Here is a 24302-nt window from a genome sequence, read left to right on the forward strand (position 1 = left end):
CCTGATGATGTCCGCAACAACCAACAACTCGGGTGAGGGCGCTTCGGCGCTCTCACTCTTCGACTCCCGGATTGCATCGCGCGCCGCCCGGGACGCCTTCACCAAGCTCAACCCGCGCCGGCTGATGCGCAATCCGGTCATCTTCGTGACCGAGATCGTCGCGATCCTGACCACGTTCATCGGCGTGGAAGACCTGTTCACGCATGGAGCCCACCCGGCCTTCGCACTCGCGATCGCGGTGTGGCTGTGGATGACCGTGCTGTTCGCGACCTTCGCCGAAGCCATGGCGGAAGGCCGCGGCCGTGCCCGCGCCGAAAGCCTGCGCCGCGCCCGCAACGAGATGATGGCCAAGCGCGTGCCGAATCCCGACGACCCGGCGCTGTACGGCACCGTGTCCTCGACCGACCTGCGCCTCGGCGACGTGGTGCTGGTCGAGACCGGCGACCTGGTCCCGCTCGACGGCGAGATCATCAAGGGCATCGCTTCGATCAACGAAAGCGCCATCACCGGTGAATCCGCACCGGTGATCCGCGAGGCCGGCGGCGATCGCTCGGCCGTCACCGGCGGCACCATGGTGGTGTCCGACAGCCTGCTGGTCCGTATCACCGCCGAGCCCGGCCATACCTTCATCGACCGGATGATCGCGCTGGTCGAAGGTGCCTCACGCTCGAAAACCCCGAACGAGATCGCGCTCGACATCCTGCTCGCCGGCCTGACCATCATCTTCCTGGTCGCCGTCGCCACGCTGGTCGGCTTTGCGCACTACTCCGGCACGACGCTTTCGGTGCCGGTGCTGGCCGCCCTGCTGGTCACGCTGATCCCGACCACGATCGGCGGCCTGCTGTCGGCGATCGGCATCGCCGGCATGGACCGGTTGGTGCGCTTCAACGTGGTGGCCACGTCCGGCCGCGCGGTCGAGGCCGCCGGCGACGTCGATACGCTGCTGCTCGACAAGACCGGCACCATCACCTTCGGCAACCGCATGGCCGCCGCCTTCTACCCGGTGCCGGGCATCGACGAAGCCCGCCTGGCGGAGGCCGCCGCGATGGCTTCGCTCGGCGACGAGACGCCCGAGGGTCGCTCGGTGCATGTGCTGGCACGCGAGAAGTTCGGCGTGCTGCCGGTGGCGCCCGCCGGTTCGATGCCGGTGCCGTTCTCGGCCAACACCCGCCTGTCCGGCCTCGATGCCGGCGAGCACTCGTGGCGCAAGGGCGCGGTGGATTCCCTGCTCGCCGCCGTCGGTGAAGCCAGGCCGCCGCTCGCCTTCACCGCCGCGGTGGAACGTATCGCCCGTTCCGGCGGCACCCCGCTGGCTGTGGCCGAGGATGGCCGCCTGCTCGGGGTGATCGAGCTCAAGGACGTGGTCAAGCCGGGCATACGCGACCGGTTCGCCGCACTCCGTCGCATGGGCATCCGCACCGTCATGGTGACCGGCGACAACCGGATCACCGCGGCGGCGATCGCCAGCGAGGCCGGCGTCGATGATTTCGTGGCCGAGGCCACGCCGCAGGACAAGCTCGACTATATCCGCGCCGCCCAGGCCGAGGGACGACTGGTGGCGATGTGCGGCGACGGCACCAACGATGCGCCGGCGCTGGCGCAGGCCGATGTCGGCGTGGCGATGCAGACCGGCACGCAGGCTGCACGCGAAGCCGCTAACATGGTCGATCTGGACAGCGACCCGACCAAGCTGATCGAGATCGTCGAGATCGGCAAGCAACTGCTGATTACCCGTGGCGCACTCACCACCTTTTCGATCGCCAACGACATTGCCAAGTATTTCGCGATCCTGCCGGCGATCTTCGTGGTGGCCTATCCCGGCCTGTCGGCGCTGAACGTCATGCATCTGTCGACACCGCAGAGCGCCATTCTGTCGGCGGTGATCTTCAATGCCGTGGTGATCATCGCGCTGGTGCCGCTGGCACTGAAGGGCGTGGCCTTCAAGGCGATCAGCGCGGCCTCGCTGCTGCGCCGGAACCTGCTGATCTATGGCCTCGGTGGCATCCTGGTGCCGTTCGCCGGCATCAAGATCATCGACATGCTGCTCACCGCCTTCCACATCTTCGCGTAGAGGAACCGCGTCATGCTCACCCATCTGCGTCCCGCGTTTTCACTCGTCGTCCTGTTCACGCTGCTGCTCGGGCTGGTGTTCCCGCTCGGCTTCGTGGGTGTCGGTGCGGTCGTGTTCCCGTTCCAGGCGAACGGCAGCCTGATCGTGCGTGACGGCAAGCAGGTCGGCTCCGCCCTGATCGGCGAGAACTTTACCAGCGACCGCTTTTTCCACGGCCGGGAGTCGGCGATTTCCGGCACCGATCCGAAAGATGCATCCAAGACCGTGCCCACCCCCTACGATGCCAGCACGTCCACAGCGTCCAACCTCGCCCCGACCTCGAAGGCGCTGCATGATCGCGTTGCCGGCGATGTCGCGACGCTGGTGAAACAGGGCGCAACCGCAGGTACCATTCCCATGGATTCCGTCACCAGTTCCGGTTCGGGCCTCGATCCCGACATCTCGCCGGACTATGCCGCCCTGCAGGCGCCGGTGGTCGCGGCCGCGCGCCATGTGCCGGTCGAGACGGTGCGCCAGCTGCTCGCAGCCCACACGCAGGGCCGCATGCTCGGCGTGTTCGGCGAGCCGAGGGTCAACGTGCTGCGGCTGAACCTGGCACTGGAATCACTGTCGCGCTCAGGCGCTGCGCCGGGCAGTGCCAACAAGGTGCAGACGAGCAGCAACTGATGCGAAACGAGCCGGATCGTCGGCCTGATCCGGACGCACTTCTGGCGGCGCAGGCGAAGGCATCGCGTGCGCCGCTGAAGATATTCCTCGGCGCGGCGCCGGGTGTCGGCAAGACGTTCGAGATGCTGGCCCAGGCGCGCCGCCTGCAGGCCGAGGGCAAGACCGGCATCCTGGCCGGGCTGATCGAGACGCACGGGCGGGCCGAGACCGAGGCTCAGCTCGGCGACCTGCCGGTGCTGCCGCGCCTGCAGATCCCGTATCGCGGGCAGATGCTGGAGGAGTTCGACCTCGAGGAGGCGCTGGCGCTGCGCCCGTCGCTGCTGCTGGTGGACGAACTGGCGCACAGCAACGCGCCCGGCAGCCGTCACGCCCGACGCTGGGAGGATGTGGCGGAGCTGCTGGTCGCCGGCATCCCGGTCTGGACCACGCTCAACGTCCAGCATCTGGAGAGCCTGAACGACACCGTGCTGCGCATCACCGGCATCCGGGTCAGCGAGACGCTGCCGGACCATGTGCTGGAGCTGGCCGATGAGATCGAGCTGATCGACCTGTCGCCGAACGACCTGCGCGCCCGCCTGGTGCAGGGGCGGATCTACCGTCCCGACGTGGCGACCCGGGCGCTGGGCGGGTTCTTCCGCGAAGGCAACCTGCAGGCGTTGCGCGAGATCGCGCTGCGTCGTGCCGCCCAGCACGTCGATGCCGGCCTGCTCGACTACATGCGGCTGAACGCGATCGACGGACCCTGGCCGGCCGGCGACCGCGTGCTGGCCCTGGTTGGGCCGGAGGCCGGAGAACCGGTGCTCCGCGAGGCCAAGCGTCTTGCCGACGCGCTGCATGCGCCGTGGCTGGCGCTGCATGTGGAGCCGGCCGGCGAGGTACCGCAATCGACGCAGGCGGTGTCGCGCATCATGGCGCTGGCAGCCGAGCTTGGCGCGGAGACCGAAATCCGCGCGGTCCGGAGCGCGCGGGAAGGGATCGTCGGCATCGCCCTGGACGTGGCGCACGACCGCAACGTGACGCAGATCGTGGTCGGCCGCATGCAGCAGCGCACCCTGCTGCGCCGGATGGTGGCTGGACGCTGCCTGCGTGGAAACCTCGCGGCCACGCTGCTGTCCCGGGCTCCCGAGCACGCGGTGCATGTGGTGCCGACCGGCGCACCCGCCCTGCGCCGTTTCGGCCTCCGGGCAAGCCTGCCGGACGGATGGCAGCCATGGGTGGTGTCCTCCCTGCTGGTGGCGTGCACCCTGGTTCTGGCCGAGATGCTGCGTGGCCTGATCGAGCCGGACGCGCTCGGGATGCTTTTCCTGGCCTCGGTGGTCGGCGCGGCGGCGCTCTATGGGCTGGCGGTGGCGCTCTGCACCGCGCTGGTGTCGTTCCTGGCGTGGAACTTCTTTTTCATCCGGCCCCTGTACCAGTTCACCATCGACGAGCCGCGCGACCTGATGGCGATCGTCGTGTTCGGTACGGTCGCCGGCGCCACCGGCCTGGTCGCCAGCCGCCTTGGCGCCTCGGCCCGCGCGGCGCAGGGCCGGATCGAGGGATTGCGGCGGATCGGGGCGTTCTCGCGTGCTCTCGGCGGTCCGGTCACCGAGAACGAGCTGCAGGACGAGATTGCGCGTCAGGCAGCCTCGATCGCGGCCCGCGCCATGGTCCTGGCCGGACGGGACATCGATGGCGAGCTGGATATCCGGGCCGCGGTACCGCCGGCGGACACCATGGACGAGGGGTCCTGGGCCGCGGCGCTCTGGGCCTGGCGCCATGGCGAACCGGCCGGCCGCGGCACCGCGACGCTGCCCTCGGCTCCCTGGCGTTTCCTGCCGATCGGGATCGCCGGTGCCGGCCCTGAAGCGGGCACCAGCGGATTGCGTGGATTGCTGGCGGTGCAGCCGGCCACGGCGCTCGATGCGCCGGCCCTCCAGGCGCTGCAGGCCCTGGCCGACCAGGCGGCGGTGGCGCTGGAGCGGGTGCGGCTGGTGCGTGGAGCCGCGGACGCGACGGCGCGCAACGAGACCCAGAAGCTACGGACCGCGCTGCTGAACTCGCTGTCGCACGACCTGCGCACCCCGCTGACCGGCATACGCGGCTCGGCCGAGACACTTCGCACCGCGTGGAGCCGTCTGACCCCCGACACGCGCGACGACCTGCTGCTGGCAATCGAGGAGGATACGCTGCGGATGACCCGCTTCCTGGCCAATATCACCGACATGACCCGGCTCGAAAGCGGGGCCGTGGTGCCGAAGCTGGTTCGCGTGGACCCACAGGGCGTGGTGCAGGATGCGATCGCGCGCTTCGAAGGTCCGGGCCTGGTTGCGATCAGCAAGCTCGGCATGGTGCCGGCGGTGCTGGCCGATCCGCTGCTGCTGGAACAGGTCGTGTTCAACGTGCTGGACAACGCGCTGAAATATTCCCCTACGCCGGCGCCGGGGCCCGCACCGGGCACCGCCTCGGTCCAGGTCGTGCTGGCACTGGAGGCGGGCAACGTCGTCATCCGGATCGCCGACGCCGGGTCGGGTATTCCGGAAGCCGACCTGCCGAATGTATTCGACAGCTTCTACCGGTCCCAGCACGGCGACCGGGTGGTGCCGGGCACCGGGCTCGGGCTTGCGATCGCGCGCGGCCTGATCGAGGTGATGGGCGGGAGCATCTCGGCAAGCAGCCCGGTGCCGGCGGGCGTGCCGGGCATCGTGTCCGGCATCGGGCGCGGCACGCTGGTCTCCATCGTCATGCCGGCGATACGATGAACGCCAACGATACCGCGCTGGTGCTGATCGTCGATGACGAGAAGCAGATCCACCGCTTCCTGCGGCCTGCCCTCGAGGCGGTCGGCTATCGCACCCTGTCGGCATTCGACGGAGCGGAAGGGCTGCGTCTCGCAGCTTCGCAGACACCCGATATCGTCCTGCTCGATCTCGGGCTGCCGGACATGGACGGCAGGATCTTGCTCGTCCGGCTACGCGCCTTCTCGCAGGTGCCGATCATCGTCCTGTCGGCGCGCGATCGCGAGGCGGAGAAGGTGGCATCGCTGGATGCGGGTGCCGACGACTATGTCGAAAAGCCGTTCGGCCTCGGAGAGCTGCTGGCGCGGCTGCGGGTGGTGCTGCGGCGGCATGAACAGCCGCCGGATACCAGGCAGGACGAAACGCTCGCCTGCGGGCCCATCACGCTCGACCCGGGCCGTCACGAAGTGCGGGTGGATGGCGAGAAGGTCACGCTCAGTCCGCGCGAATACCAATTGCTGGCGATGATGATGCGCCATGCCGACAAGGTGCTGACCCACCGGCAATTGCTGACCGCGTTATGGGGACCGGCGCACGGCGCCAACGTGCAGTATCTTCGCGTCTATATCGGCCAGCTCAGGCACAAGCTCGGATCGGCGGTCGCCAAGATGATCGCGACGGAACCCAATGTCGGCTACCGGCTGATCTGCGTGCCGGCCTGAACCAGGCGACGGGCACGACGGAGACTGTGCAGAGCCTATCGAGCGGTCTGTCCTCCGGCGCCGTCGATGCTGAACCGCGGGCGTCCCTTGTCGATCGACAGGCCCAGCCCGCGGTATCTGACCAGGTAGCGGATGCAGACCATCGCGGCGCCCAGCCCGGACGCGGCACCGATTGCCAAAGCCCAGCGCGGACCGAAGCGGTCGGCCACCCAGCCGACGATCGGCGCCCCGATCGGTGTGCCGCCGAGTGCCACCGCAAGCAGGATCGCCATCACCCGGCCGCGCATGGCGGGTTCGGTCGCGAGCTGGACGGTGCTGCTCGCGGTGGTGGTGAGAGTTTGTGCGGATATCCCGATGATCAGCAAAGCGAGGCCGAACAGCCAGTAGCTCGGCATGCACGCGGCCAATACGAAACCGAGGCCGAACACCGCAGCGCCGACGAACAGGAACGCCACATGCGGTTGCGCGCGTTTCGCGGCGAGCAATGCGCCGATCACCGATCCGACCGCCATCATCGAGGTGAGCAGGCCGTAACGGCCGGCGCCGACATGAAACACCGTGACCGACATCGTTGAAATGAAGATCGGAAAATTCAGCCCGAACGTTCCGATCAGGAACAGCATCAGCAGGATCGCGCGCAGATCGTGCCGTTTCCAGACGTAGCGGAACCCCTCGGTGAAGCTCCCGGGCGTACGGGCCGCTCTGATGTTGGCGTGCAGGCCAGCGGTCCGGATGATGCCGAGCGACGCCAGCACGGCGATGTACGTGGCTGCGTTGATCACGAAGATCCAGCCGGAGCCGACGACCGCGATCAGCAGGCCGGCGATGGCCGGGCCGATCATTCGCGCCGCGTTGAACGACGTCGAGTTCAGCGCCACCGCGTTCGGCAGGTCGGTGTCGCCGACGAGCTCGGATACGAACGTCTGGCGCGCCGGCAGGTCGATCGCCGTCACGCAGCCGAGCAGGAACGCGAAGACATACACGTGCCACAGCCGGACCAGCCCGGTCACGGTGAGGATGCCGAGCCCGAGTGCCAGCAGTCCCAGGGTCGCCTGGGTCACCATCAGCAGCCGTCGACGATCGAAATGATCGGCGGCGAACCCGGACAGCGGCAGCAGGAGCAGTTGCGGCCCGAACTGCAGCGCCATGACGATGCCGACCGCGGTCGCGTTCCTGTGCGTCAGCTGGGTGAGCACCAGCCAGTCCTGTGCGGTGCGCTGCATCCACGTCCCGATGTTGGACACCAGTGCGCCACCGGCCCAGACCCGGTAGTTGAAGCCCGCCAGCGAGCGGAACATGCCTGTCGGCGTCGTCTCCGGCGGGCCCTTCGCCTTTGCAGCCGGCGTGGTCACACGGCAACCTTGTCGAGCAGGGCGATGATCTCGGCGGCGGTGCCGGTCTCGCCGAGCCGCGGGAAGATCCGGGTGACGCTGTTATCGTGCGCGTCGATGTTCCGGTCGGTCATCGCGTCGACCGCGAGCGTGACGTTGAAGCCGTTCTCGCTGGCATGACGTGCGGTCGATTCCACTCCGATGCTGGTGGCAACGCCGGCGATCACCAGTTGGGTGACGCCGAGGCCGTTCAGGTAGTCGGCAAGTCCCGTGCCGGTAAAGGCACCCCAGGTCCGCTTGGTCACCAGGTGATCGCCCGGTTGCCGGTTCAGTTCCGGAACAAGCTCGGTCCACCCGGCCGGAAGCTGTCCGATCCGCGGCGGCTGTTCGGTGCGGCCCGGTGCCCCTCCGGCGACATTCACCAGTACGACCGGCCGGCCGTGACGGCGGAAAGCGGCAGCCAATGCGGCGGCCCGCTCGATGACCGGGCCGACCGGATGGGCCGCGGGAAGGCTGACGATGCCTGTCTGGAGGTCGATGACGATCAGTGCGCAAGCGAGGTCGAGTGTCGTTACGGGCATCGGATGCTTGGCCTCCATTGGAACAACGGTCGATCAGGAATCGACGATCCTGTTGAGCAGCACGACGACCTTTGCGAGGTCCTGCTGTTCGTGCGCGGTGAGGGTGTTCCGGATGGCGCCGGCGAGCCAGTCCTGCCGCGCCGCCCGGTCCGCCTCGATCCACTCGATGCAGGCGGGCGTGGCGGACAGGATCGTCTGCCGGCGGTCATTCGGGTCCGGCGTTCCGCTGATCAGCCCCGCCACCTCCAGGACCGAGATGTTGGCGCCCATCGATTGGGGCCGCATGCCCTCGGCTCGGGCGAGGGTGGTTACCGTTGCCGGGCCGTCACGTTCCAGTCGGCTGAGCACCAGCGCCTGCGAGACAGTCAGGTCGCCGAAATGCGTCTGCCCCCGCAGGCGCCGCTTCATCCGGCCGACCAGCACACGAAGCTCGGTCGCCAGCCTGCCGGCGCTCTGGATGTCCGGATCGCCCGGCTGCTCGTTCATGCACGCAGCCTAGCAGATCTGAAGGTGAACTACCAAGTCTTTCTTCGTATCTGGACGCGGGACTGTGCCGGTCGCGCCCTTGTTGCGGGGCCAGAGGCGCCGATCAGGGAGCCGCTTCCCGCGTGATGAGGGCGCGCTTGCGCTCGATGCCCCACGCATAACCTGACAGGGCCCCATCGCTGCGCACCACCCGGTGGCAGGGAATGGCGACCGCGATGGCGTTTGCGGCACATGCGCCCGCCACTGCGCGGACGGACCCGGGCGATCCGATCTTCGCAGCAAGTTCGGTGTAGGAGATCGTGCATCCCGCCGGGATCCCGCGCAGCGCCTGCCAGACACGCTGCTGAAAGGCGGTTCCTCGCACATCGAGCGGAAGACCGAGACCCAGGCTGGGCATTTCCACAAAGCCCACCACCTGCGCCACGAGCTGCTCGTAATCCCGGTCATCACCGATAAGGCGCGCATTGGGAAAGCGATCCTGCAGATTCTCGGCCAGCGCATCGGGTTCGTCCCCGAGCAGGATCGAGACGACGCCCTGTTTGCTGGACGCCACCAGGACGGCGCCGAGCGAGGACTGACCGATCGCGAAACAAATGTCCTCGTGCTGTCCTCCCGCTTTATAACGCGCCGGCGTCATGCCGATCATGCTCGTCGACTGCGCGTAGAACCGCCCGCTCGAGTTGAAGCCGGAACCATGGATCGCCTCGGTGATGCTGCGATCGCCGTGCAGCCCTTCGCGAACCCGGCTGGCCCGGTGGCCGACAGCATAGGCCTTGGGGGTCAGGCCGGTGAGCGTCTTGAAGAGCCGATGGAAATAGCCGGCGCTGAGGCCGACCGCGCCGGCCAGTTCTGTGAGCGAGGGAAGCTCGTCGCTCTGCTCGATCAGACGGCAGGCCTTGGCGACGATCGCCGCATTCCCCGCCTCGGCCGACGGGCCGTCGGGATTGCAGCGCCTGCAGGCACGACACCCGGTCGCGCGTGCGGCGTCGAGTGTGTCGTGCAAACCGACATTCTCGGGCTTGGCCGCACGCGACGGGCAGGACGGGCGGCAGTAGATGCCGGTGGTGGCCACCGAATACCAGAACTCGCCATCGGCGGTCCTGTCGCGCGCCAGCACGCGTCGCCAGCGCGGGTCGGTCGTCGTTTCCACGGTCATGTCCATGATCGGTCCCTCATCGGCCAGCATGTCACGACCCTGGCCGACATGTCCTGACAGGACATCCCGGTTCCTGCTTTCAAATCCAATTACCCCGGCGTGGAGACGATGGTGAACGGACCGGCGGATAATCCGGTCGTCTATTTTGCAGAACATCGGCCGGCACACTGGATGATCGGATTGCCGACGGGGGATGGCGATTACGACGTCGATACCTGAACATGACCATCATCCGGATCGATCCCGGCGGCGCTCCCAAAGCTGCTTTCGGCATCTTCCTGCCGGCAAAGCCGTTCCTGGCTCTGCGGGCCTTGATGCGATCCTTACGTGAAGGTCCCCTGATCCATATCGAAGTTTTACGTGGCACGCGCGACGTTCGGCTGTGCGGCGTCCAGTCCGGACTCCGCACAGGCTATCGAGGGTGCTCATGCTCATTCAAGGCAAGTTTCGTCCGCCGGTCCCGCGTCCGGCCGTGTCTCCGGATGAAGCGGCCCACGCGTATGACGTGGCAGGGCGGAGCTACCGCGACTACGCCGACGGCGATACCGACGGACTCTTCGACTTCTCCAGCCGCTACAGCTTCGCCGACCGGCAGATCTGGCATCGTCTCGACGCCGTGCTGGTGGGCATGGCGGCCGAGGGGCGTCGGAGCGTCAGTATTCTGGATGTCGGCTGCGGGCCGGGAACCTGGCTGCAGCGGATCATCATCCGGGCCGGCAATCTCGGGTTTACGCGGATCACCGCCCGGGGCTTCGACATATCGCCGGCGATGATCGAACTGGCGCTCTCCGGGACTAGGGCCGCCGCATCGACCCTGGCACCGGGCCAGGTGCGCCTGTCGATCCAGCTCGGTGACGCGTGCCGGGAGCTGCAGGAGCCGGACCGTTCCGCCGATCTCTGCCTGTGCCTGTATGGCGTTCTCAATCACCTCCCGCGCGAGGCGCTGCCCGAGCTTGCATCCGAACTGGTCCGGGTCACGGCGCGCGAACTCTTCGTGACGGTGCGTGCAGCGGGCAGCCTGCCGACGATCTACGTCGACAGTCTCGATCGGGCCCGCGACTTCCGGCAGGACAACGACGCCGACCGCATGGAAATCGACCTGCTCGACGGGCGGCATCTGAGTTTCCGCTCGCACCTGTTCCGGGCCGCCGACCTGCGGGCGCTGTTCGCACCGCATGTTCCGGCCCCGTGCCTGACCGGCCTGGACCTGTTCCACAGCCGGTTTGCAACCGATCCGAGATGGAACCCCGACGCGCTGGCGACCGAGCCGGTGTTCGCGGAGCGACTCGCGCGGCTGGAGCAGTTCTGTTCGTCGGATCCGGGTTTCATCGACCGCGCCGCCCACATCATGCTGCAGGCGAGCATCGGGGCGGTTCAGCCCAGCAGCCGGCCGATGACGCGGGCGGTATAATCAACGACGGGGATGATCCGCCCGTAATTCAGCCGTTGCGGGCCGATCACCCCGATCGCACCGACGATGCGATTGGCCTCGTTGCGGGCAGGGGCCACCACCATAGAGATGCCGGACGCACCGAACAGCCCGCTCTCGGCGCCGATGAAGATGCGCACCCCGTCGCTCTGCTCGGCGAGGTCCAGCAGCCGCAGCATGGTCTCCTGCGTCTCCAGCCGGTCGAACAGCGCCTGGATCGTCGAGAGCCGCTCGATCTGCGTCACGTCCGACAGCAGCTTGGACTGCCCGCGCAGGAACAGCGCGCCACCGCGACCCTCGCCGCCCCATATGGCGAGGCCGGATTCGACGACACCCGCGGCGACCTGGTCCAGCTCGGTCTGGTTGGCGGCCATCTCGTCATCGACGTTCCGGCGCAACTCGGCGAGCGACAGCCCGCGCAGCCTGGCATTGAGGTAGTTGCCGGCTTCCACCAGCGACGAGGGCAGGATGCCGGCCGGGGTCTCGATCACCCGGTTCTCGACTTGGCCGTCGGTGCCGACAAGGATCACCAGGGCACGCCCCGAACCCAGCGCCACGAACTCGATATGCTTGATCTGGCCGTCGCTCTTCGGCGCGAGCACCAGGCCGGCGGCCGAGGACAGGCCGGACAGCATCGCCGATGCATCGGCCAGCGTGTCCTGCAGCGAGCGACCGCGCGTTTCAAGCGTGCGGACGATCGTCTCGCGCTCGTCGTCGGTCAGGCTGCCGAACTGCAGCAGTCCGTCGACGAACAGGCGCATGCCCTTCTCGGTCGGCATCCGTCCGGCGGAGGTATGCGGCGCGAACAGCAGGCCCGCTTCGGTCAGGTCGGCCATCACGTTGCGGATGGTCGCCGGCGAGAGCGGCTGGGGCAGGCGCCGTGACAGGGTGCGGCTGCCGACCGGATCACCGGTCTCGACATATTGCTCGACGATCTCGCGCAGAATTGATGCCGCACGCGGGTCAAGTCCGGGTGGCAGCGGCGACCGCGGCGGTATCAGTCGATCGATCATGCAAGCTCCACGCCGTACAAGGTAGGAACCTGGGTGCTGCAACACAACAGAAACCGGCTCCGGCCGGTCTGGCGCGTGCGAGGCCGGCCGGGCTATCAGCCGGCACCAGTTGAGAAGGACACCTCCCGCATGCGCCCATCAGGCCGCGCACCCGACGCGATCCGCAGCGTCTCGATCGAGCCCGGTTTTTCATATCATGCCGAGGGCTCGGTGCTCATCCGGATGGGACGCACCGAGGTGCTGTGCGCAGCCAGTGTCGAATCACGCGTGCCGCCGTTCATGCGCGGCCAGGGGCTGGGCTGGGTCACCGCCGAATACGGCATGCTGCCGCGTGCCACCCATTCCCGTGGCGAGCGCGAGGCGGCGCGTGGCAAGCAGTCCGGCCGCACCCAGGAGATCCAGCGGCTGATCGGCCGGTCGTTGCGGGCGGTGGTCGACCGCAAGGCGATGGGCGAGATGAGCATCACCGTCGATTGCGACGTCCTGAATGCCGATGGCGGCACACGCTGCGCCGCGATCACCGGCGCCTGGGTTGCCCTCAGCCTGGCCTTCAACACCCTGGTGGCCAAGCGCGTCATGGCGACGGTACCGCTCACCGGGCAGGTAGCGGGCATTTCCTGTGGCCTGACCGACCTGGGTGCCGTGCTCGACCTGGATTATGCCGAGGACCGCAACGCCCATGCCGACGCCAACTTCGTGCTGACCGAGACCGGCGGCATCGTCGAGATCCAGGCCACCGCGGAGCAGGCGCCGTTCAGCGAAGCCCAGCTGCACGAACTCATGCGCCTGGCCCGGCTTGGAACCGGGACGCTGTTCGAAGCTCAACGCGCTGCAATTAGCGGCGCCCTTGCGAAGGTTGCCAGCCGATGAACGAGACCTTGCCGACACTCTCGAAGGGCGACCGGCTGGTGCTGGCCAGCCACAACCGGGGCAAGCTTGCCGAGTTCGACGCGATGCTCGCCGGCCACGGCATTACCCTGGTGTCGGCGGCGGACCTGGACCTGCCCGAGCCGGAGGAGACCGAGGACAGCTTCGAGGGCAATGCGCGGCTCAAGGCCCATGCCGCCGCGCGTGCGTCGGGCCTGCCCGCCCTGGCGGACGATTCCGGCTTCTGCGTCACCGCCCTCGATGGCGCGCCCGGGATCTATTCCGCGCGCTGGGCCGGGCCGGCTAAGGATTTCGGGGTGGCGATGCAGCGGGTCCATGACGAGGGCGGTGCCGCCCTGCTCACCGATCCGCATGCCTGGTTCGTGTCGGTGCTGTGCCTGGCGATGCCGGACGGGCGCGAGGCGGTGTTCGAGGGACACATCAACGGACAGTTCGTCTGGCCGCCGCGTGGCACCGGTGGGCATGGCTACGATCCGGTGTTCATGCCGAACGGCGATGGCCGCAGCTTCGCCGAGATGCTGGAGGCCGAAAAGAACGCGATCAGCCACCGTGCGCGGGCATTCGCGCTGTTCAGCGACGCCTGCCTCCCACCCGCCTGAACGGGTGCTCGCCGGTCGCCTCAGCGACCGGTGAGGATCCGCTCCATCAACTGCTTCACGGTCGGGATGAAGCCGTTCGAGTAGAATGGGTCGGTGCCGAAGCGATAGGCATTGTGGCCGCTGAACATCAGGTTCTGCTCGGTCGCCTCGATGTCGTCGTCGGCGGCGTGGCTGATGCTCTGCAGCGTCTTCTGGATGCAGAACGAGCGCGGGTCGGCCTTGTGCCCGTTGCTGTAGCTCGGAGCCTTCTGGCTCCAGCTCGAGAACCGGCACTCGGACAGGCACCCCATGCAGGCCGCCTGGTCGGCGGTGATCTGCGCCGTCTGGGCCTTGGTATCGAAAACCAGGGTCGAGTCCGGTGTGCGGAGCGCCTCGACATAGCCTTCGTGCTCCCAGGCCTGGGCTCGGACCAGATCCGGCTGGGTCAGGTAGACCAGCCGGCGGCCACCGATATAGTAAGGCGCCACGTGATCGCCGACCGGGTCGGCACTGAACGCCACCTGGCGCTCGCTGCGGCCACGCAGCTCCCGCAGGAAGTCGTTGCTGACCGCGGACGAATAGAAACCGGTCGGGCTGAACTTGTTGAGGTAGATGTCGCCTTCCTGGAGATGCAGCAGCCGCTGCTTCCAGGCGCTCGGGATCGGGCTTTCCCGGGTCAGCAGCGGGCGGGTTCCGAACTGGAACGCGATCGGGCCGAGATCGGGATTGTCGATCCAGTCCTCCCACTCCTCGAGCCACCAGACGCCGCCCGCCATGATGATCGGGGTGTCGTTGAGGCCGAAGGTGCGCATCAGCCGGCGCAATTCGAGCACGCGGGCGAACGGCGCTTCCGGCTTGTCCGGCGATTCGCTGTTCGACAGGCCGTTATGGCCGCCGGCGAGCCAGGGATCCTCGTAGACGACGGCGCCGAGCAGTTCCGCGGTCTTGGAATAGGCCCGCTTCCACAACGCGCTGAAGGCGCGGGCGGAGGACACGATCGGGTAGTAGTGGATGCCGTAGCGCGCCGCGATGTCGGACAGGCGATAGGGCATGCCGGCGCCGCAGGTGAGGCCCTGGATCAGTCCGCGCGCTCCTTCGAGCACCCCGGTGATGACCCGTTCGGCGGCACCCATCTCCCACAGGATGTTGGCGTGTACCCGGCCCTGGCCGTCGGCGAGCTCGTGCGCCTGCTGGGCCTGGCTGATGCCGCCGGCGATGGCGAAGTTCACCATCTCTTCATGGCGGTCGCGACGCGTCCGGCCGGTATAGATCTGGGGGACGACACGGCCGTCGGAATCGTAGCTGTCGGCGTTGACGACGCTGATGGTGCCGGCACCTCCGGACGCCGCCCAGTGACCGGAACAGATCCCGGTGGAGACCGAAACGCCCTTGCCGCCTTCGACCAGTGGGAGGAGCTCGGTTCCGCCCATCCGGATCGCATTGATCGTCTTCATCGCCAGCCGTCGTCGCCTTCAACGCTTGATCCGGCACCAAGACGATGCCGTGTCGTTGCTCAGATTGCAGGCCCGGCCCGAACTCGCAAGAGCCGGACCGGTATGCTCGTCAGTCCGCCGCGTCAGTGCGACGTTCCGGACGCGGGCCACGCGGCCTGTCCTCACGCCGACCTTCGGGACGACCACCGCCCTCGTCGTCACGTCCGCCGCTCTTGCCGCCGACCGCATCGGTGATGTCCGCACCGGTTGCCTGGTCGACCACACGCATGGACAGCTTCACTTTGCCACGATCGTCGAAGCCCATGACCTTCACCTTCACGGCATCGCCGACCGAGACCACGTCTGCGGTCTTGGCAACTCGGCCCTGGGCCAGCTCGGAGATGTGCACGAGACCGTCGCGGGCGCCGAGGAAGTTCACGAACGCACCGAAATCGGCGGTCTTGACCACCTTGCCGACATAGATCGCACCGAGCTCCGGCTCGGCCACGATACCGCGGATGCGGTCGATCGCCTTCTGCGCCTGCTCGTCGGACGAGGCGGCGATCTTGATGGTGCCGTCGTCGCCGATGTCGATCTTGGCGCCGGAGAACTCGACGATCTCGCGGATCACCTTGCCGCCGGTGCCGATGACGTCGCGGATCTTTTCCTTCGGCACGTTGATCACGGTGATCTTCGGGGCCGTGGCGGACACGCCGGTACGGTTCTCGGTCAGCGCCTTGGCCATCTCGCCGAGGATGTGCAGGCGGCCGTCACGCGCCTGCTCGAGCGCGATCTTCATGATCTCGGGCGTGATCGAGGTGATCTTGATGTCCATCTGCAGGGCGGTGATGCCCGCTTCCGAACCGGCCACCTTGAAGTCCATGTCGCCCAGGTGATCCTCGTCGCCGAGGATGTCGGACAGCACCGCGAAGCCGCGATCTTCCTTGATCAGGCCCATGGCGATGCCGGCCACCGGACGGACGAGCGGAACGCCCGCATCCATCAGCGCCAGGCTGGTGCCGCAGACCGTCGCCATCGAGGACGAGCCGTTGCTCTCGGTGATCTCGGACACGACGCGAACCGTGTACGGGAACACTTCCTTGGTGGGCAGCAGCGGATGGATGGCACGCCATGCCAGCTTGCCATGGCCGATCTCGCGACGACCCGGGGACCCCATGCGCCCAGCTTCGCCAACCGAGTAGGGAGGGAAGTTGTAGTGCAGCATGAAGTTGGAGCGGTACTCGCCCTCGAGCGCGTCGATGATCTGCTCGTCCTGGCCGGTGCCGAGCGTGGTGACGACCAGCGCCTGGGTCTCGCCGCGGGTGAACAGCGCCGAGCCGTGCGCGCGCGGCAGGATGCCGACCTCGGACACGATCGGGCGCACGGTCTTGGTGTCGCGGCCATCGATGCGCAGGCCGGTGTCGAGCACGGAGCCGCGGACGATGTCGGCCTCGAGCTCCTTCAGCAGCGGCTTGGCCTTGTCGGCATCCAGGCCCTCGGCCTTCAGCGCGTCGAGAACGACCTTCTTGGCAGCGCCGACCTTCTCGGTGCGGGCCTGCTTGACGCGCTCCAGGTAGGCGCTGGCGATGCTCTCGCGGCCCAGCGTGTCGATGCGGGCCTTGAGGGTGGTCTCGGCCTCGGTCGGCTCGGCGAGCGTCCAGGGCGTCTTCGCGGAATGCTCGGCAAGCGCGATGATGGCCTCGATGACCGGCTGGAACGCGGCATGGCCGAACGTCACGGCGCCGAGCATGACTTCCTCGGACAGCTCGTGCGCCTCGCTCTCGACCATCAGCACGCCTTCGGTGGTGCCGGCGAGCACCAGGTCGAGCTGGCCTTCCTTGGCTTCCGCCAGGGTCGGGTTCAGCACGTAATGGCCGTTGGCATAGCCGACGCGGCAACCGGCGATCGGGCCGAAGAAGGGAATGCCGGACAGGGTCAGGGCGGCCGAACAGCCGATCATGGCGACGATCGCCGGATCGTTCTCGAGGTCATGGCTGAGCACGGTCGCCACGACCTGGACCTCGTTGCGGAAATTATGCGGGAACAGCGGGCGCAGCGGCCTGTCGATCAGGCGCGAATTCAGTACCTCCGCCTCGGACGGACGGCCCTCGCGCTTGAAGAAGCCGCCCGGGATCTTGCCGGCGGCGAACGCCTTTTCCTGGTAGTTCACGGTGAGCGGGAAGAAGTCCTGGCCCGGCTTCACCGACTTGGCGCCGACCGCGGTGCACAGGACGATGGTGTCGCCGTAATAGACCATGACGGCGCCGTCGGCCTGGCGGGCGATCTTGCCGGTCTCGAGGCGGAGCGTGCGGCCGCCCCATTCCAGTTCCTTGGCATAAAAATCGAACATGAGCTGTTCCTTGTCTTATTCGGGGGTCTGGCCGGACAAGGCGGGCGGCAGCGTCTCGGACGGCATGGAGGGGGACCCCATGTGGCCTGAAACGCTGTGGACTGTCCCGCCGTTGCCGGCTTGGTGGTTCTGCGGAACGAGGAGGTCCGGAGCGTCGCCCCGGACCTCGCCCGGTTTAGCGACGGAGGCTGAGGCGACCGATCAGTGTCAGGTAGCGCGACTGGTCCTTGCGCTTCAGGTAGTCGAGCAGGCGGCGGCGGCGGCCGACCAGCATCAGCAATCCACGACGCGAATGGAAGTCCTTCGCGTGGATCTTGAGATGCTCGGTCAGGTTGGTGATCCGCTCGCTGAGCAGGGCCACCTGTACTTCGGGCGATCCGGTATCGGTTTCGGCGTTCTTGTAATCGCCGATGAGCGCGGTGCGGCGCTCTGCAGTAATCGACATCGTGGTTCTCCAGGAACGAGGGTTACAGAAGGCGTTCCGGACGCAGCCACCCGTCTTCGAGTCGGCAGAGCCCGATCACGCGCCCCCCGTCCATGGCCCGTGCCACCCCGCCAGCGGGGTCTGCAGAGTCAGGAATCCGGCCCATCAACTCGACCAGGCTGATTGCCTGGCCGTGCGAGAGGCTTGCCGCTTCACTTGAGGTCAAGGCCAGCGCCGGGATGTCGGCCAGCGCGGTCGCAACCGGCAGCAGCAGCTCCGGTGAGGCAGGCGCGTTGTCCTCGCTCGACAGTATCTTGTCCAGGGAAATCGCGTCCTTCTCCAGGAACGGCCCCACCCGCAACCGCCGCAATGCCGACACATGCCCGACCGTGCCGCAGGCAACCGACAGGTCGCGGGCGAGCGAACGCATATAGACGCCCTTGCCGGACTGGACCTCGAATACCGCCGTATCGGCGTCGATCCGCTCGATCAGCTCGAACCGGTCGACGCGGGCCGGCCTCGGCTCCAGCACCGGCGGGCGACCCTCGCGCGCCATGTCATAGGCCCGCTCGCCGGCCACCTTGATGGCGGAGAAGATCGGCGGGATCTGCATGATGTCGCCCTGGAACGCACTCAGCGCCGCACGGAACTGCTCGTCGGTCGGCCGCACCTCGGAGGTGGCGATCACCTGTCCGTCGGCATCGTCGGTATCGCGTGCCTCGCCGATCCGCAGCGTGAAATGATACAGCTTGGTGCCGTCCATGATGTACGGGACCGTCTTGGTCGCCGCGCCGAACGCCACCGGCAGCAGCCCGGTCGCCAGAGGGTCCAGCGTGCCGCCATGACCTGCCTTCTGCGCATCGAAGCCGCGCCGGACGCGGTTCACCACGTCGGTCGAGGTCATGCCGGCCGGCTTGTCGACGATCAGCCACCCGTCTAGGGCGCGTCCGCGCTTGCGTCGCATCAGTCCAGTCGCCTCAAAGTCTGCCCGTCCGCGGCCCGTCCGCGGGGGAGGCAGGCTTTAGACGAGGGGACCCGCCGGAGCAAACCGGCCCGTGCCGCTCCGCTAGAGAAAGTCGCGCAGCAGCGGCACCAGCGGCTTGTCGGCGTCCGGCATGCTGTAGCTGTCCAGCGCCTCCGAGGTCACCCAGGCCAGGGTCTGGCCCTCGTGCGCAACCGGCATGCCCTTCCAGCGACGGCACACATACAGCGGCATCAGCAGATGGAAATCCTCGTAGGCGTGGCTGGCAAAGGCGAACGGCGCCAGGCAGGCCTCGGAGATATCGATGCCCAGTTCCTCCCGCAACTCGCGCACCAGCGCCATCTCGGGGGTCTCGTCCGCCTCGATCTTGCCGCCGGGGAACTCCCACAGCCCGGCCATCGCCTTGCCCTCCGGGCGTCGTGCGAGCAGCACGCGGCCATTGCTGTCGACCAGTGCGCAGGCGGCGACCAGCACGGTCCGCCGCCGCACCGGGCCCGGAACGACCGGCGGGGCCGTGATTGCCGTACCGGCCGGCTCGGCCGGGCTGAAGAGGTCGCCGTGCCTCGCCTCGAACATCAGCACCGGATGCTCGCCGCCGCGCGCCAGGAAGGGCTGCTTGCCGACGCCGATCTCGCGGAAGCCGATCCGCCGCAGCACCGAGGCCGAGGCGGGATTGTCGGTTGCGACCTGCGCGGTCAGCCGTTCGATCTCGAGGTTGGCCAGCGCCCAGTGGGCCAGGCGCCTTGCCGCCTCGCCGGCGACGCCGCCGTTCCAGAAGCTGCGCCCGACCCAGTAGCCGAGATCGCCGCTGCGGGTGGCTGCCTCGATCCGGATGCCGAGGCAGCCGAGCAGGCGCTCCGGACCGGATTCCCGGTCGATGATCGCGAAGTGCCAGGCCCGGCCATCCTGCATCTGGGTCGCGGTGCTGGCGATCCACTCGTCGGTGAGCTGGCGTGGATACGGGAACGGCAGGCGGCTGAGCATCCGCACCACGCCCCAGTCGTTCACCAGCCTGTGGATCGCCTCGGCATCGGTGCTCCGCAACGGGCGCAACGTGAATCGCGCCGTCGTCAGCACCGGGCCGGAGTCCGGCAGTCCATCGTGCGCGTCCGTCACCGTGTCCGGTGCCGGCGGCAGACTGTCCGCTACCATGCCGTCGGCGAGGGGGCGGTCAGGAGACGGGGACGCTGCTGTCTACGCCACAGGACATCAGGAGCGAGCGCAGGGACCGGATCACCGGAAACACTTCCTGGTTCCAGTCATGGCCCTGCGCGTCGTGTGCGGCCTGCTCCATCTCGACGATCTCGCGGTCCTCGCGGAAGATCCGCTCGGTGAACAGCACCAGCAGCGGCCACGCGACATTGAGGATGCCGGGGATCTTCGGCTTCCTGACCGACAGCAGCCCGAACACCCGGTTGGTTTTCTGCTCGCGATCGAGCGGCACATAGACGATCCAGAGGTCCATCACCGGGTCCTCGTCGCCTGTCTGGATGCGCAGCGTCTGGTAGGGATATTCGGTGCGGATCGTCATGATGTCGCGCTCGGCGTGGTTCTGGTCGCCGCTGCGCCGTTCGCCGAAAATTACCGCCTCGCCGAGCGGCTGTTTCCCGCCGGTGCGCTTGAAGCTGTATTTCACCTCGACCCAGTCGTCGCCGCGGGCCTGGCCGAGCACGCGCGGCTTCATCTGGCCCATCTGCTTCGAGTGCATGAACTGATGGTTCATATCCATCAGGTTCTCATGCATGAAGCTGTAGTGGCAGCCGACGGTCTTGCCGAACCGGCGCGTCTTGTATTTCGGGTTGGCGACCGAGCCGAGGCCGGGGAACGCCACCGAGTCGGCCAGCGACGCGTCGCCCGGGAACACCAGGATCAGCCCGTCGGCCTCGCGGCACGGATAGGCACGCACCCCGTTCGGGAGCTTGTCCTTGCCGAGATACGGCACGTCGACGCACTTACCCGAAGCCTCGTACGCCCAGCCATGATAGCAGCAGCGCACCGCGCAGCCATCGACGGTGCCCTTGCTGAGCGGCACCTGGCGATGCGCGCAACGATCCTCGAGCGCGAACACCGGGCCTTCCTTCGGCCGCACCAGCACGATCGGCTCGCCGGCGAACGAGACCGCCAGCGTGCCGCCGGGTTTCAGCTCGCGCGACCAGGCCATCGGATACCAGTGATCCGGATGCGCCTGGATGCGACGCAGGTCGGGAGAGGAAGGCACGGACGGATCGGGCCGCAGGCTGTCCGGCGTGACGGTCTGGTTCATCGTTCCTCGGCTTGGCAGTGCGTCGCGTCCGTCCGGGCGCAACGAAACAATGTGCAATGAACGCTATAAGGCACCTTCGATGTGATGCCATGCAACACTCGAACCGTAACCTCGCAGGCCTGTGTGGCCTACAGCATCGGCGGCGGCTGGAAGGCGAATATGTCGTTCGGGCGCAGGTGCATCACCAGCGTGTCCGCCATCACGTCGTGCAGACCCTGCTTGCGCCGGGTCCACCCGACCATCAGGAAGCCGATCCCCAGGATGAAGGCCGAAACGAACTTGCCGAGATAGCGCCCGAGCGCCCTGGGAATACTGATGCGACGTCCATCGAGATCGGTTACGCGCAGCTTGCACACCCGCTTGCCCACGGTCGCCTGCCAGTGCGACGATTCCATCAGGACGAAATAGCCGATGGTCAGGATCAGCCCGAGCAGCGATAGCCCGCCGCCATGCAGATGCCAGGCCGACGGCGAGTAGTGGAAGCTGGTGTAGGCGATATCCGACACCTGACGAACCGACTGGTCGTCCTTGTCGATCGTGAGCCCTACATGCCGCAGCCCGGTGACGATCCCGAGCCCGAACTCGGCGGCGGCCAGCACCATCCAGTCCACCAGCCATGCCAGCACGCGCCACCAGAAGCCGGCGTAGCTCCAGACCTGACCCGGCGCGGATGCCAGGGAAGGGCCGGGTCGAAACGCCGGCGGAAGGGCCATGGGATCCGGCATGTTCAGCTCCGGTAGCTGCCGTTGATGTCGATGTAGCCGTGCGTGAGGTCGCAGGTCCAGGCGCGCCCGGCGCCCTGGCCGAGGCCCAGGTCGATCGCGATGTCGAGCTCGCTGCCCTTCATGTGGGCAACCACGGGCGCCTCGTCATAGCCCGGAACCACGGTCCCCTCGCGGGCCATCCAGGTCCCGCCGACGCCGATCGAGAGCGTGTCGCGGTCGGCCGGCTCGCCGCTCTTGCCGACCGCCATGACGATGCGGCCCCAGTTGGCGTCCTCGCCGGCGATCGCGGTTTTCACCAGCGGCGAGTTGGCGACGGCCAGCGCCACCTGGCGTGCCGACTGGTCCGAGACCGCGCCGGATACCTCGATGCGGACAAGCTTGGTGGCACCCTCGCCGTCCCGGACGACCAGCAGGGCGAGCTCCAGCAGCAGCGAATCGAGCGCCTCGGCGAAATCGGCCAGCGCCGGGTCCGCGTTCCCGGCGACCGGCGGGTTGCCGGCGGTCCCGGTCGCGAACAGCAGCACCGTGTCGCTGGTGGAGGTGTCGGAATCGACCGTGGTGCAGTTGAAGCTGCGGTCCACCGAAGCCGCCAGCAGCGTCTGCAGGACCGCCTGCGGCAGTGCCGCATCGGTCGCCACGAAGCACAGCATCGTCGCCATGTCGGGCGCGATCATGCCGCTGCCCTTGGCGATACCCTGGATCGTGACGGGCGTGCCCGCGATGGTCACCGTCCGGATGGCGCCCTTGGGGAAGGTATCGGTGGTCATGATCCCGCGCGCCGCGGCTTCCCAGCCGGTCGGCGTCAGGCCGGTGGCCAGGGCGGGGAGGGCGCGGGTGATGCGCTCGTGCGGCAGCACCTCGCCGATCACGCCGGTCGAGGCGAGAAAGATTTCCGATTGCCCGCACCCGAGCAGACTAGCGGCGGCGGCGGCAGTCGCGTGCGTCGTTTCGCGACCGGCACGACCGGTGAATACGTTGGCGTTGCCGGCATTGACCACCAGGCCACGCGCCGTACCGCCGGCCAGCGCCTCGCGGCACCAGTCGATCGGCGCGCCGGGACAGGTGTTGCGGGTGAAGACGCCGGCGACGCTGGTGCCGGCTACGAAATCCATCAGCACCAGGTCGGTGCGGCCCTGGTAGCGGATGCCGGCGGCAACCGTGGCCAGCCGTACACCGCCGATCTGGCCCATCGCCGGAAACGGAACGGCGAGTGGCGAGACGGCGAGCGGCTTGGCCATGCGGGCGGATATTCCTGCAAGAGGAGGCACGGACGCCCGGCACGATCACCGGGCGCTGTCTTTTACTCGCCGGAGGGCGGGGTCGCGCCGGGAGTTGCAGGCGCCGCAGCCTGGGCCGGAACCGGCGATGCACCGGCTGCCGCGGCGGCGGCGGGCGGCGCCGGCTTGTCGGTCACCGGCGTGCCGTCCGGGTTGTAGCGGACCACCTTGACCTGGGCGACCGCCTTCTCGACGACGGCGCGGACATCCGTCTGGATCAGCTTCTGGCGGATCTGGTCATGCACGGTCGCGAACGCGGGTGCGGTCGAGGTGCGGGTATCGAGCACCTGGATCACGTGCCAGCCGTAGCGGGTATGCACCGGCTTGTCCGAGACCTGGCCCTTGGTCATTGCGAAGGCGGCAGCGGAGAAATCGGGCAGCATGTCGCCCTTCTTGAACCAGCCGAGATCGCCATCGGCAGCAGCGGACCCCTTGTCGGTGGAGTCCTTCTTGGCAAGGGCTGCGAAATCGCCGCCGGCCTTGAGCTGCTTGATGATGTCGTTGGCGGTCTTCTCGTCGGCGACCAGGATGTGGCGCGCATGCACCTCCTTCTCGCCGGTCTTGCCCGCGTAGTCCTTGGCGTACGCCGCCTGGATTGCGTCGTCGGTGATCTGCGGCTCGACGGCGCGGCTCAGATAGACGTTCTGCAGCGCCTGGTCGGCCGCGGCCTGCATGGTCTTCTGGACCTCGGGGTCCTTCTGCAGGCCTTCCTTCTGTGCCTCGATCAGCAGCGCCTTCTGATCGACGAGCTGGTTCACGATCATCGGGAACAGCATCTGCGGCGGCATCCCGCGCATCTCGTCGGGCAGCGTCTGCGCGGTGGCGCGGACACGATCGAGGTGGATCGGGTCACCGTTCACCGAGGCCACGATCGGGTTGGCGGGCTTGGCGTCGCCGGAAGCAGGGGCTGCGGCAGCCGGCGTGGTGGCAGCCTCCTTCTTGTGAGGGGCCGCATAGGCCGAGAGCGGCGAAAGGGCGGAGGCAGAAGCAAGCAGGGTCGCTGCCGTGATGGCAGCAACCGGGCGGGAAAGCCGCATTGGACGAAAACCTCGAATGATCCGAGGCCCGACAATGCCAAAAGCCGGAGGTCCTCACAAGCAAGCGAGTTCGAGGCATGTTCGGACGTGCATTGACCGGTGGCGGCGGCGGTCCTATCCCGGACCGGCGCGATGCCGGCTCACGCGGGGCCGAACCACCACCAGCGTGCCGA

General features: G+C 67.8%; 21 protein-coding genes. 7 read left to right on the forward strand and 14 right to left on the reverse strand.

The features are described from left to right. Window positions 1-4: 4 nt before the first annotated feature. The 4 genes from kdpB to HN018_RS08055 are packed head-to-tail and all read left to right on the forward strand — an operon-like array spanning window position 5 to window position 6176. Window positions 5-2071, forward strand: coding sequence for a potassium-transporting ATPase subunit KdpB (gene kdpB, locus HN018_RS08040; RefSeq protein ID WP_456307012.1), 2067 nt, complete (start codon window positions 5-7; stop codon window positions 2069-2071). 12 nt (window positions 2072-2083) lie between these two features. Continuing rightward, entirely contained in the window at window positions 2084-2737 is a 654-nt protein-coding gene (gene kdpC, locus HN018_RS08045; RefSeq protein WP_171837607.1) for a potassium-transporting ATPase subunit KdpC, read from the forward strand. After that, window positions 2737-5478: a sensor histidine kinase gene (locus tag HN018_RS08050; RefSeq protein ID WP_172443465.1), complete on the forward strand. Its 2742-nt coding sequence runs from the start codon at window positions 2737-2739 to the stop codon at window positions 5476-5478. Before kdpC ends, HN018_RS08050 begins: the two co-directional genes overlap by 1 nt. Then, window positions 5475-6176, forward strand: a complete 702-nt coding sequence (locus HN018_RS08055) for a response regulator (protein ID WP_171837089.1) — start codon at window positions 5475-5477, stop codon at window positions 6174-6176. Before HN018_RS08050 ends, HN018_RS08055 begins: the two co-directional genes overlap by 4 nt. Before the next feature lie 35 nt (window positions 6177-6211). Here the strand turns inward: HN018_RS08055 and HN018_RS08060 are convergent, their stop codons facing one another. The 4 genes from HN018_RS08060 to ada all read right to left on the reverse strand — a co-directional run bounded on the left by HN018_RS08060 (window position 6212) and on the right by ada (window position 9760). Continuing rightward, entirely contained in the window at window positions 6212-7528 is a 1317-nt protein-coding gene (locus tag HN018_RS08060; protein WP_338034013.1) for an MFS transporter, read from the reverse strand. After that, a complete protein-coding gene (locus tag HN018_RS08065) occupies window positions 7525-8088 on the reverse strand; it encodes a cysteine hydrolase family protein (protein WP_171837090.1) in 564 nt (187 codons plus the stop codon). The genes HN018_RS08060 and HN018_RS08065 overlap by 4 nt, the downstream gene beginning before the upstream one ends. 33 nt (window positions 8089-8121) lie before the next feature. Further along, window positions 8122-8574 carry a MarR family winged helix-turn-helix transcriptional regulator gene (locus tag HN018_RS08070; protein WP_171837091.1) on the reverse strand — a complete coding sequence of 151 codons (453 nt, stop codon included), beginning with the start codon at window positions 8572-8574 and terminating at the stop codon, window positions 8122-8124. Window positions 8575-8677: 103 nt separating this feature from the next. Next, window positions 8678-9760 (reverse strand): bifunctional DNA-binding transcriptional regulator/O6-methylguanine-DNA methyltransferase Ada, encoded by a 1083-nt coding sequence (ada, locus tag HN018_RS08075; RefSeq protein WP_171837092.1) that lies wholly within the window; start codon window positions 9758-9760, stop codon window positions 8678-8680. Between the two features lie 397 nt (window positions 9761-10157). Here ada and HN018_RS08080 point away from each other — a divergent pair, with 397 nt between their 5' ends. Continuing rightward, complete coding sequence (locus HN018_RS08080) at window positions 10158-11141, forward strand: class I SAM-dependent methyltransferase (protein WP_172443466.1); 984 nt, start codon at window positions 10158-10160, stop codon at window positions 11139-11141. Here the strand turns inward: HN018_RS08080 and hrcA are convergent. Further along, on the reverse strand, window positions 11105-12172 hold the full coding sequence (gene hrcA, locus HN018_RS08085; RefSeq protein WP_171837094.1) for a heat-inducible transcriptional repressor HrcA: 1068 nt from the start codon (window positions 12170-12172) through the stop codon (window positions 11105-11107). The two genes, HN018_RS08080 and hrcA, sit on opposite strands and share 37 nt — an antisense overlap. 129 nt (window positions 12173-12301) lie before the next feature. On the opposite strand from hrcA, the gene rph reads away from it, so the two are divergent. Both rph and rdgB read left to right on the forward strand, forming a co-directional pair. Continuing rightward, entirely contained in the window at window positions 12302-13042 is a 741-nt protein-coding gene (gene rph / locus HN018_RS08090) for a ribonuclease PH (RefSeq protein ID WP_171837095.1), read from the forward strand. Continuing rightward, complete coding sequence (rdgB, locus tag HN018_RS08095; RefSeq protein ID WP_171837096.1) at window positions 13039-13659, forward strand: RdgB/HAM1 family non-canonical purine NTP pyrophosphatase; 621 nt, start codon at window positions 13039-13041, stop codon at window positions 13657-13659. Before rph ends, rdgB begins: the two co-directional genes overlap by 4 nt. 20 nt (window positions 13660-13679) lie before the next feature. Here rdgB and HN018_RS08100 read toward each other — a convergent pair whose 3' ends face one another. The 9 genes from HN018_RS08100 to HN018_RS08140 all read right to left on the reverse strand — a co-directional run bounded on the left by HN018_RS08100 (window position 13680) and on the right by HN018_RS08140 (window position 24129). Continuing rightward, window positions 13680-15092 carry an NAD(P)H-dependent flavin oxidoreductase gene (locus tag HN018_RS08100; protein WP_171837097.1) on the reverse strand — a complete coding sequence of 471 codons (1413 nt, stop codon included), beginning with the start codon at window positions 15090-15092 and terminating at the stop codon, window positions 13680-13682. 109 nt (window positions 15093-15201) lie between these two features. Beyond that, a complete protein-coding gene (pnp, locus tag HN018_RS08105; protein WP_171837098.1) occupies window positions 15202-17421 on the reverse strand; it encodes a polyribonucleotide nucleotidyltransferase in 2220 nt (739 codons plus the stop codon). A gap of 175 nt (window positions 17422-17596) precedes the next feature. Next, on the reverse strand, window positions 17597-17866 hold the full coding sequence (gene rpsO / locus HN018_RS08110) for a 30S ribosomal protein S15 (protein WP_171837099.1): 270 nt from the start codon (window positions 17864-17866) through the stop codon (window positions 17597-17599). Between the two features lie 22 nt (window positions 17867-17888). Beyond that, complete coding sequence (gene truB / locus HN018_RS08115) at window positions 17889-18809, reverse strand: tRNA pseudouridine(55) synthase TruB (RefSeq protein WP_171837100.1); 921 nt, start codon at window positions 18807-18809, stop codon at window positions 17889-17891. A 102-nt stretch (window positions 18810-18911) separates the two neighbouring features. Continuing rightward, window positions 18912-19922 carry an 8-oxo-dGTP diphosphatase MutT gene (gene mutT / locus HN018_RS29070; RefSeq protein WP_408886789.1) on the reverse strand — a complete coding sequence of 337 codons (1011 nt, stop codon included), beginning with the start codon at window positions 19920-19922 and terminating at the stop codon, window positions 18912-18914. 76 nt (window positions 19923-19998) lie between these two features. Further along, complete coding sequence (locus HN018_RS08125; protein WP_171837102.1) at window positions 19999-21090, reverse strand: aromatic ring-hydroxylating oxygenase subunit alpha; 1092 nt, start codon at window positions 21088-21090, stop codon at window positions 19999-20001. A gap of 128 nt (window positions 21091-21218) precedes the next feature. After that, window positions 21219-21815 carry an RDD family protein gene (locus HN018_RS08130; protein WP_239479139.1) on the reverse strand — a complete coding sequence of 199 codons (597 nt, stop codon included), beginning with the start codon at window positions 21813-21815 and terminating at the stop codon, window positions 21219-21221. A gap of 2 nt (window positions 21816-21817) precedes the next feature. Further along, window positions 21818-23053, reverse strand: a complete 1236-nt coding sequence (gene argJ, locus HN018_RS08135; protein ID WP_171837103.1) for a bifunctional glutamate N-acetyltransferase/amino-acid acetyltransferase ArgJ — start codon at window positions 23051-23053, stop codon at window positions 21818-21820. A gap of 62 nt (window positions 23054-23115) precedes the next feature. Beyond that, window positions 23116-24129, reverse strand: a complete 1014-nt coding sequence (locus tag HN018_RS08140) for a peptidylprolyl isomerase (protein ID WP_171837104.1) — start codon at window positions 24127-24129, stop codon at window positions 23116-23118. Window positions 24130-24302: the final 173 nt, after the last annotated feature.

The organism is Lichenicola cladoniae, from assembly GCF_013201075.1.
Lineage (GTDB): Bacteria > Pseudomonadota > Alphaproteobacteria > Acetobacterales > Acetobacteraceae > Lichenicola > Lichenicola cladoniae.

Bases quoted from the DNA above. Each gene is read 5' to 3' on its own strand.
- kdpB (WP_456307012.1), top strand. From the start codon at position 5: ATGATGTCCGCAACAACCAACAACTCGGGTGAGGGCGCTTCGGCGCTC.
- kdpC (WP_171837607.1), top strand. From the start codon at position 2,084: ATGCTCACCCATCTGCGTCCCGCGTTTTCACTCGTCGTCCTGTTCACG.
- HN018_RS08050 (WP_172443465.1), top strand. From the start codon at position 2,737: ATGCGAAACGAGCCGGATCGTCGGCCTGATCCGGACGCACTTCTGGCG.
- HN018_RS08055 (WP_171837089.1), top strand. From the start codon at position 5,475: ATGAACGCCAACGATACCGCGCTGGTGCTGATCGTCGATGACGAGAAG.
- HN018_RS08065 (WP_171837090.1), bottom strand. From the start codon at position 8,088: ATGCCCGTAACGACACTCGACCTCGCTTGCGCACTGATCGTCATCGAC.
- HN018_RS08070 (WP_171837091.1), bottom strand. From the start codon at position 8,574: ATGAACGAGCAGCCGGGCGATCCGGACATCCAGAGCGCCGGCAGGCTG.
- ada (WP_171837092.1), bottom strand. From the start codon at position 9,760: ATGCTGGCCGATGAGGGACCGATCATGGACATGACCGTGGAAACGACG.
- HN018_RS08080 (WP_172443466.1), top strand. From the start codon at position 10,158: ATGCTCATTCAAGGCAAGTTTCGTCCGCCGGTCCCGCGTCCGGCCGTG.
- hrcA (WP_171837094.1), bottom strand. From the start codon at position 12,172: ATGATCGATCGACTGATACCGCCGCGGTCGCCGCTGCCACCCGGACTT.
- rph (WP_171837095.1), top strand. From the start codon at position 12,302: ATGCGCCCATCAGGCCGCGCACCCGACGCGATCCGCAGCGTCTCGATC.
- rdgB (WP_171837096.1), top strand. From the start codon at position 13,039: ATGAACGAGACCTTGCCGACACTCTCGAAGGGCGACCGGCTGGTGCTG.
- HN018_RS08100 (WP_171837097.1), bottom strand. From the start codon at position 15,092: ATGAAGACGATCAATGCGATCCGGATGGGCGGAACCGAGCTCCTCCCA.
- pnp (WP_171837098.1), bottom strand. From the start codon at position 17,421: ATGTTCGATTTTTATGCCAAGGAACTGGAATGGGGCGGCCGCACGCTC.
- rpsO (WP_171837099.1), bottom strand. From the start codon at position 17,866: ATGTCGATTACTGCAGAGCGCCGCACCGCGCTCATCGGCGATTACAAG.
- truB (WP_171837100.1), bottom strand. From the start codon at position 18,809: ATGCGACGCAAGCGCGGACGCGCCCTAGACGGGTGGCTGATCGTCGAC.
- HN018_RS08125 (WP_171837102.1), bottom strand. From the start codon at position 21,090: ATGAACCAGACCGTCACGCCGGACAGCCTGCGGCCCGATCCGTCCGTG.
- HN018_RS08130 (WP_239479139.1), bottom strand. From the start codon at position 21,815: ATGCCGGATCCCATGGCCCTTCCGCCGGCGTTTCGACCCGGCCCTTCC.
- argJ (WP_171837103.1), bottom strand. From the start codon at position 23,053: ATGGCCAAGCCGCTCGCCGTCTCGCCACTCGCCGTTCCGTTTCCGGCG.
- HN018_RS08140 (WP_171837104.1), bottom strand. From the start codon at position 24,129: ATGCGGCTTTCCCGCCCGGTTGCTGCCATCACGGCAGCGACCCTGCTT.